Source organism: Rhizobium sp. P2_G2 (assembly GCF_056403555.1).
Genome location: NZ_JBFUFF010000015.1, coordinates 112,880 through 120,019, shown reverse-complemented (window position 1 = coordinate 120,019; position 7,140 = coordinate 112,880). Strand labels below are relative to the sequence as shown.

Annotated in this window: 6 protein-coding genes; all 6 read left to right on the top strand. The window is 62.7% G+C overall.

What is annotated here, in order from left to right; genetic code table 11:
- Positions 1 to 104 precede the first annotated feature (104 nt).
- The 6 genes from AC1D06_RS14455 to AC1D06_RS14430 are packed head-to-tail and all read left to right on the top strand — an operon-like array spanning position 105 to position 6,998.
- On the top strand, positions 105 to 1,049 hold the full coding sequence (locus AC1D06_RS14455; protein WP_477881789.1) for an ABC transporter permease: 945 nt from the start codon (positions 105 to 107) through the stop codon (positions 1,047 to 1,049).
- 1 nt (position 1,050) lies between these two features.
- A complete protein-coding gene (locus AC1D06_RS14450; RefSeq protein ID WP_477986731.1) occupies positions 1,051 to 1,953 on the top strand; it encodes an ABC transporter permease in 903 nt (300 codons plus the stop codon).
- The gene (locus tag AC1D06_RS14445; RefSeq protein WP_477986729.1) at positions 1,950 to 2,849 is read left to right on the top strand and encodes an ABC transporter ATP-binding protein; all 900 of its coding nucleotides are present in this window, start codon (positions 1,950 to 1,952) and stop codon (positions 2,847 to 2,849) included. Before AC1D06_RS14450 ends, AC1D06_RS14445 begins: the two co-directional genes overlap by 4 nt.
- Positions 2,846 to 3,838, top strand: coding sequence for an oligopeptide/dipeptide ABC transporter ATP-binding protein (locus tag AC1D06_RS14440; protein WP_477986727.1), 993 nt, complete (start codon positions 2,846 to 2,848; stop codon positions 3,836 to 3,838). The genes AC1D06_RS14445 and AC1D06_RS14440 overlap by 4 nt, the downstream gene beginning before the upstream one ends.
- A 26-nt stretch (positions 3,839 to 3,864) precedes the next feature.
- Positions 3,865 to 5,421, top strand: a complete 1,557-nt coding sequence (locus AC1D06_RS14435) for an ABC transporter substrate-binding protein (protein ID WP_477986726.1) — start codon at positions 3,865 to 3,867, stop codon at positions 5,419 to 5,421.
- Between the two features lie 41 nt (positions 5,422 to 5,462).
- On the top strand, positions 5,463 to 6,998 hold the full coding sequence (locus AC1D06_RS14430) for a trimethylamine methyltransferase family protein (protein WP_477986725.1): 1,536 nt from the start codon (positions 5,463 to 5,465) through the stop codon (positions 6,996 to 6,998).
- Positions 6,999 to 7,140 lie beyond the last annotated feature (142 nt).

Here is a 7,140-nt window from a genome sequence, read left to right as displayed (position 1 = left end):
CCCATTCTCCCCCCTTGTGGGGGAGATGCCCGCCCTTCGACAAAAGCTCAGGAGGGCAGAGGGGGGTGCGCCTCGGACTCTGAAGCGCTTGGAGGTCCCCTCCAATGACCCTCTTCGTCACCCGCCGTATCGCGCTGGGCATCGTCATCCTGTTCATCGTCTCGGTCATGCTGTTCCTGATGCTGCACATGATCCCGGGTGATCCGACGGTGGTGGCGCTCGGGCCGCGGTCGACGCCGGAGATGCGGGCGGCGTTTCGCGAGGGGATGGGGCTCGACCGTCCCTTGATCGACCAGATCGGCTCCTATCTCCTGCGGCTCTCGCATCTCGATCTCGGCGTCGATGTCTGGAGCAAGCGGCCGGTGACGGCGATCGTGCTGGAAGTCCTGCCCTATACGGTGGCGCTCGCCTTTTCGAGCTTCGTCTGGGCCGTGGCCCTCGGAACCCTGCTCGGCTGCAGCGCCGTCATCCATCATGGCCGCTGGCCGGATTGGCTGATCGGCATCTTCTCGGTCGGCATGGTGGCGGTGCCATCTTTCGTCGTGGCGCTCTATTCGCTGCTGATCTTTGCCGTGGCGCTGAACTGGCTGCCGGCGATCGGCGCCGGTGATCCGGGTGATGTTGGCGGCCAGATCAAGGCGCTGGTGCTGCCGTCCTTTGCGATCGGCATCGGCTGGGTGGGCTATGTCGCCCGCATCATTCGCGCTGCAATGATAGAAGCGACGGGCGAAGCGCATGTGCGGACGCTGCGCGCCTTCGGTGTCAGCGAGACCAGGATCATTTACGGCTATGCCCTGAAGCAAGCCTTCCTCTCGGCGCTGCCGGTGATTGCCATTGGTTTCGGTGGACTGTTGACGGGTTCGGTCTTTGCCGAGATCGTCTTCACCCGGCCGGGCCTCGGCAAGCTCACCTATGATGCGGTGATGTCGCGCAATTATCCGCTGGTCATGGGCACGGTGCTGGTCACTTGCGCGCTCTACGTCACCTGCATGATCGTCGCCGATATCGCCGCGGCCTTTCTCGATCCACGCGTCAGGAGCGCGCTCTGACATGGCCGAGATCACCCAGGACATTGCCGGACACCCCGCCGAACCCGGCTCACTCGGCCGCGCCACGGCCGTGCTTTTCAGTGTCGTCGCGACGCCAATCGGTGCGATTGGCGTGGTGCTGGTGGCGGTCATCGTGCTGACGGCAATCTTTGCGCCTTATCTCACACCCTATCCGGCCACCGCAATCAACGTGCGCGAGCGGCTGGCCGATCCGTCCTGGGCGCATCTGCTCGGCACCGACCAGCTTGGCCGCGACCTGTTCTCGCGCGTCATCATTGGCACGCGCACCGCGATGACGGTGGCGCTGACCGCGCTTGCCATCGCACTTGCCGCGGCGCTGCCGCTCGGCCTGATCGCCGGTTACGGCCCACGCTGGCTGGATTCGCTGATGATCCTGCTGTTCGACAGTTTCAGTTCGCTGCCGATGATCATGTTCGGGCTTGCCCTGGTCGTGCTGCTCGGCGCCGGCCTCGGCACCGTCATTCTGGTCATCGTCGTCTATTGCGTGCCGAGCTATGCGCGGCTGATCCGCACCCAGACGCTCAGCCTCAAATCCCGCGATTTCATCAAGGCCGAGCAGGCGATGAATGCCGGATTGGGTCGTATCCTGTTTATCCACCTGCTGCCGAACGTGATCGGGCCATTACTTATCCTCGCTTGTCTTGATCTTTCGACCATCATCACGCTCGAAGCAGGGCTCTCCTTCCTCGGGCTCGGCGTCAAGCCGCAGATTCCGAGCTGGGGCAATATTTTGAGCGACGGTTTCGCCGTGATCCGCAAGACACCCGTGCCGGTGATCGCCGGCGGCCTGCCGCTGATCCTCGCCACGATCGGCTTCACTTTCTTCGGCGAAGCGCTCCGCGATGCGCTCGACCCGAAACTGTCGGGACGGAGGACGCCATGAGCGAAACACCCGTCCTCGATCTCCAGAATATTTCGATCACCTATAGCGGTATCGCCCAGGCCGTGGCGAATGTCAGCCTCGCGGTGAAACCCGGCGAAGTCGTCGGGCTGATCGGCGAGAGCGGCTCCGGCAAGTCGACACTGGCACATTCGATCCTCGGTCTGCTGCCGCCTTCGGCCGCGATCACGGGCCAACAGCTGACGCTCACGGGCAGGGATCTGCTCAAAGCCTCCAAGGCTGATCTCAGGTCGCTGCGCGGACCGGGGGCAGCTATGGTGTTCCAGAATCCGATGGCGACCTTCAGCCCGCTGCATACGATCGGGCGGCAGCTCACCGATTTCCTCTGGCGCGACCGCCGGACGAGCYGGCGCGACAAGCGGAAAGCGATTGTCGCCGCACTCACCGAGGCCGGCATTTCCGATCCCGAGGCGCGTTTCGATGCCTATCCCTTCGAGCTTTCCGGCGGCATGCTGCAACGTGTGGCGATCGCCGCCGCATTGCTGATGAAGCCGGCGCTGTTGATCGCCGATGAGCCGACCACGGCGCTCGACGTGACCATGGAGGCGCAGATCCTGCATCTGATGCGGCAGTTGCGCGTCAAGACCGGCGTGGCGATCCTGATGATCTCACATCAGCTCGGGGTCATTGCGGAAATTTGCGATCGCGTCTGCGTCATGCATGCCGGCCGGATCGTCGAGCACGGCGACGCAAGAGAGATCTTCGCCCGGCCGCAACATCCCTATACCCGCGCTTTGCTTGCCTGCGAACTGTCGCTGGTGGAGAGCGGCGCCAAGCGCCTGCCGGTGATCAACTGGCAGGAGACGAATGCCGCCACGGCGCCAGTCATTGTTGCCGCGCCGGGTGAGCCGGTCAACCGGATCGGAGACGCCGCATGAGCCAGGCTCCGATCATCGAGGCAAGAAAACTTTCCGTCGCCGTGCCGCGCCGCGGATCGCTGCCCTTCGTCCGCAGGCCGGGCCTTGAGATCCTCGCCGGCGTCTCGCTTGCCATCGAGCCGGGCGAGATCGTCTGCATGGTCGGCGAGAGCGGCTCCGGCAAATCCACTTTCGGCAAAACGCTGGTCGGGCTGATGAAGCCATCGGGTGGCAACCTGCTGCTCGATGGCGAAACGCTGCCGGACCATTCCAGCCGCAGCTTTGCAAAGATGCGGCAAACGGCGTCACTGCTGTTCCAAGACCCGGTGACATCCTTCGATCCGCGCCAGCGCATTCGCTCAGTTATCGCCGAGCCACGGCGCATTGCCGGCCAGGGCGATCTCAGGACCGAAGCGATCGTCGATCTGGCTGAGCAGGCCGGGCTGGGCCGCCAATTGCTATCGCGCTTTCCGCATGGCCTTTCCGGTGGCCAGGCGCGACGCGCCGCCGTTGCCCGGGCGCTCTCCGTGGTGCCGCGGCTGATCATTGCCGACGAGCCGACCGCTGGGCTCGATCTCTCGGTGCAGGGCGGCATTCTCAATCTCTTCCTCGATATCCGCGATGCGCATCGTACGGCGTTCCTGATCATCACCCATAATCTCGCCGTGGCGCGGCACGTGTCGGACCGGGTGGCGATCCTGTATCTCGGCCGGATCGTCGAGAGTGGCCCAAGTGCCGCGATCTTCCGGACGCCACGCCATCCCTATACCGCAGCACTTCTTGCTTCCGAGCCGGTGCCGGATCCGACGAAACGCCGCACCGCGCCGCCGGTCATCGGCGAAGTGCCAAGCCTCGCTCATCGTCCGTCCGGCTGCGAATTCCATCCGCGCTGCCCTTCTGCGCAGGCGCGCTGCCGCAGCGAACTGCCGGCCGAGACGGTGCTCGACACCGGCCACACGATACGATGCCACTACCCGCTCGCAGACAAGAAGGCGGAACGCGTCGCGTAAATAAAGCAAAACCAGAGGGATAGAACATGACCCATTTCTTGATGAATCGCAGGCATTTCCTCCTATCCGGCGCTTCCGCCGCAGCCGCCCTATCGCTGCGGCCGGGCCTCTCCTATGCGATCGAGGGCGATACGCTCATCATTCGTGGCGCCTCCGATATTGAAGTGCTCGATCCCGCCTTCCAGAACGGCCTGCTGGAAGAAGAGGTCGGCCGGGCGCTGTTCGTTTCGCTGAACCGGCTTGGCGACGTGCGCGGCGGTACGCATCTCGACAACTATGCCGCCAAGGAGCTCAAGCAGGTTTCTCCAACCGAAATCGGTTTCGAACTCCAGGATTGGCTGGAATGGACTGGCGGCTATGGCCCGCTGACAGCCGAGGACGTGAAATTCTCCTTCGAACGGGTCAAGGACCCGAAGAATGCATCGGCCTGGGCTTACGCTTTCGACGCGATGGATCATGTCGAGGTGACCGGCCAGCGCACGGGTGTGATCAAGCTCAAGAGCCCATCAGCGCCGTTCTGGGTCACCACCCTGCCCTATTATATGGGCCACATCGTCTGTCAAAAGGCGGTCGAAAAAGCAGGAGGCAAGTTCACCACGGAAGTGCCGGCCAGCGCCGGCCCCTATGTGATCGACAAATGGACGCCGAAACAGAATCTGTCGCTGGCATCGAATCCCGGCTGGAAGGGACCGAAGGCGCTGTTCGGCAAGATCAGGTTCGAGATCGTCACCGATGACGAGGCGGCCGCACTCGCTTATGAATCCAAGGCGATCGACTATTCCAAGATCAGCCTCAACACGCTTTCGACCTATCGCGACAAGCTGCCGGAAAACACCGCGCTGATCGAGAAGGATGGCAATCGCTTCCTGTGGCTGGCGCTCAACGTCAACAATCCGAAATTCAAGGACGAGAAGGTCCGGCGCGCCATTCAATATGCCATCGATGTCGAGCAGATCATGCAGGGCTCCTATTCCGGCCTTGCCAAGGCGGCAACCGGCGTTCTGCCGCCCGGCATGGTCGGCCATCGCGACAAGATTCTTTATCCCGCCGATCTCGACAAGGCCAAGGCACTGCTCCAGGAAGCAGGCGTCTCGGACCTGACCATCGAGCTCGCCTCGCAAAACGACAAGACCAGCCAGCTCACCTGCCAGATCGTCCAGGCGCTGCTCGGCCAGATCGGCATCACGGTCGACCTCAAGCCGCTCGAAGATGGCGTCTATTGGACGATCGGCGACAAAAGCTCCGGCGATACCTGGAAGACGCTGGAAATGGTGCTGATGAATTTTGCCGGCGGTGTCGATCCGTCGGAAAACCTCACCTGGTTCCGACCGGCACAGATCGGCGTCTACAACTGGTCGCAGTTCGACAGCCCGGAATTCGAGAAGATGTACCAGGAGGGCATGGCCGAGACCGACCAGGCCAAGCGCGATGTCATCTACAAGAAAATGCAGGACATCATGGAGGAGTCGGGTGGGTTCGTGTTCATCACCCATGAAGTGTTCGCGGCGGTGGCGCGTGGCGGGCTGAAACCTTGCATTCTCGCCGATGGGTATCTGGATGTGACGCGGTTTGCGAAGGCGTGAGCCCAGATACGACGACGAATAACCGACAAAGGAGCATGATCATGGCGCGACAGGCAGGCAGACGCGAGGCACGCCGGACAGCAGGCGGTATTCGCCAGCTCGGTTTCGGAGAGGTCGTCAATCGCTACCCACCGATCACGCTGCTGAGTGCAGACGAGGTGGAGTCGATCCACCTCGCCTCGCTGGACCTGCTGGCGACGACCGGCATGGAAGTGCTGCACGAGGAGAGCCGGAGGCTGCTTAAATCCGCCGGCGCCGATGTCGATGACGGAACACTGCGTGTGCGCTTCGATCCGGGGATGATCGAGGAAAAGATCGGGACGGCACCGTCTTCGTTTACGCTGCAGGCGCGCAATCCGGCGAAGAACCTGAAAGTCGGAGACGGCAGCCTGATCTTTGCCGCGACCGGCGGGCCGGCTTTCGTTTCCGATCTCGACCGCGGACGGCGGGCGGGCAATTACCAGGACATGTGCGACTATATTCGAGTCGTGCAGCAGCTCAACATCATCCACCAGGAGGGCGGCTGCCCCTGCGAACCAACCGATCTCAATCCGGATTCGCGCCATCTCGACTTCTACCAGGCCGCCATCCGACTGACCGACAAGAACTGGCAGTGCTGGGCGCTGGGCGGCTATCGTGTCGAGGATGCGATCGAGATGCTGTCGATTGCGCTCGGTCAAAGCCGCGAGGAACTGCGCAACACTCCGGCGACGCTGACCATCGTCAACTCCAATTCACCGCTCCGGCTCGATATCCCGATGGGCGAAGGCCTTTGCGCCATGGCGCGTGCCGGCCAGCCGGTGGCGATGACGCCGTTCACGCTCTCGGGCGCGATGAGCCCGGTGACGATTGCCGGTGCGCTCACCCAGCAGAATGCCGAGGCCCTGGCGTTGATCGCGCTCGCTCAGATCGCGGCACCCGGCGCGCCGGTGCTTTACGGTGGCTTCACCTCCAATGTCGACATGCGCACCGGGGCGCCGRCCTTCGGAACGCCGGAATATGCCAAGGCGCAGATTGCTTCAGGCCAGCTGGCACGGAAATACAATATCCCGTTCCGCTCCTCCAACGTGACGGCCTCCAATGCTGTCGACGTGCAGGCCGCCTATGAGAGTGGCATGTCGCTGTGGTCGACGATCATGGGCGGCGTGCATCTCATTGAACATGCGGCCGGCTGGCTGGAAGGCGGTCTGACGGCGTCATTCGAGAAGCTGATCCTCGATGCCGAAATGCTGCAGATGATGAAAAGCTTCCTCGATCCGCTGGCAATCACCACCGAGACGCAGGCGCTGGACACGATCCGCGACGTCGGTCCCGGCGGGCATTTCTTCGGCACACCGCATACGCTGGCGCGCTTCGAACACGCCTTCTATGAGCCGATGTTGTCGGACTGGCGGAATTTCGAGAACTGGTCGGAGAGCGGCGCCAAGACGGGAACCGAGCGGGCCAATGCGATCTGGAAGGAATTGCTCAGGGCCTATGAGCAGCCGCCGCTCGATCCTGCCGTGGACGAGGCGCTGGAAGCCTATGTGGCAAAGCGGAAGGAGGAGATCAGCCGTGGATATCTGAACGCGGCTTGACGCCTGACCCGACCCCTGGAAGCATAGATGGGAGCGTCATCGACATCGCCAATCGCGTTCGGCGATGCGTCATTTGCGGGCAATTGGCTGTAAAAATGCCATGCCGGTAAAACTGCAGATAAGCGTGTAAACGAATCTTAAC